Source organism: Butyricicoccus faecihominis, assembly GCF_014648015.1.
In the GTDB taxonomy this organism is placed as follows: domain Bacteria; phylum Bacillota; class Clostridia; order Oscillospirales; family Butyricicoccaceae; genus Agathobaculum; species Agathobaculum butyriciproducens.
In genome coordinates this window covers 105833-106782 of record NZ_BMQH01000003.1, presented here as the reverse complement: position 1 = coordinate 106782, position 950 = coordinate 105833, and the positions used below count along the sequence as shown (strand labels likewise).

Genomic DNA, 950 nt, shown 5'->3' with positions numbered 1-950 from the left:
GGCGGCATTCCCTTTGAAGTAAGGCTGGAACAGCCGAACAAAGAAACGGTTGCTGCCATGCTGGAAGCGGAAAGGATTGCAAAAGACCCGTCTGTAAAGGGCTACAATGACCTTGACGAGTTATTTGCTGACCTGAAAAGATGAAAGAAACCAAATATACCGTCAAGTACACGACCAGTTTCAAAAAGGACTACAAACGAGCCATCAAGCGTGGCTTGAAGATTGAGCTGCTGGAGCAGGTCGTAGCATTGCTGGCAATGGGCGAGCCGCTGCCGGATAAAAACCGCGACCATGACCTGTCCGGCGATTGGGCAGGCCATCGGGAATGTCATATTCTCCCGGACTGGCTGCTTGTCTATCGCATAGAGGATGATGTTCTGGTGCTGACGCTGGCCCGCACCGGCACACACAGCGACTTGTTCGGCAAATAAACAGTCTGCCGCCGTATGGGGAAACCTGTACGGCGGTTTTTCTGTATGCAAAGGTATGTCGTGAAACGCGACGCACTTGACAGGGGTACGCCAAAACGCGGTAGCCTTTACCGCTCCGGCCCACGGTCGTGAGACTTGTCCCTTTCCTGTCGGGACAGCTGCTCGGCGGTTTTGCGGAGCCGTTCCACTGCTTTCAAATCCTCCCTCATGGATTTCATGGCAAGCGTGTCCGTCTGCTTTCCGGCGGTCAGCTGGTCGATCTCCCACTGCCATGCCTTCGGGGTGATTGCCTCGCCGCTGTCTTTCAGTTCTTTCAGATACCGGGCCGCTGCGTCATACAGAATCAGTTCCCGGCTGTGGCGCTGTTCAAACTGTTCCCGTTTTTCCGGCTTTACTTTGGCAAGCTGCTTGTGGATAGACTTGCACTGGTTGTACTGTTCCCACATCTCCCCGCGTTCGGTAAGAATGGCGATCCGGCGCTCAGCCTTGACGATCTTTCCCCGCAGGTCATAGTAACAG

At 54.4% G+C, this 950-nt stretch carries 1 protein-coding gene and 2 pseudogenes; 2 read left to right on the top strand and 1 reads right to left on the bottom strand.

Translation table 11 applies throughout. The features are described from left to right. A pseudogene (locus IEY11_RS14800) lies at positions 1-144 on the top strand (type II toxin-antitoxin system RelB/DinJ family antitoxin); the annotation flags it as partial. Further along, a complete protein-coding gene (locus IEY11_RS03735) occupies positions 141-431 on the top strand; it encodes a type II toxin-antitoxin system YafQ family toxin (RefSeq protein WP_002596328.1) in 291 nt (96 codons plus the stop codon). The pseudogene IEY11_RS14800 and the gene IEY11_RS03735, both read left to right, overlap by 4 nt. A gap of 107 nt (positions 432-538) precedes the next feature. On the opposite strand, the pseudogene IEY11_RS03730 reads toward IEY11_RS03735, so the two are convergent. Then, positions 539-950, bottom strand: a pseudogene (locus IEY11_RS03730) (MobQ family relaxase); the annotation flags it as partial.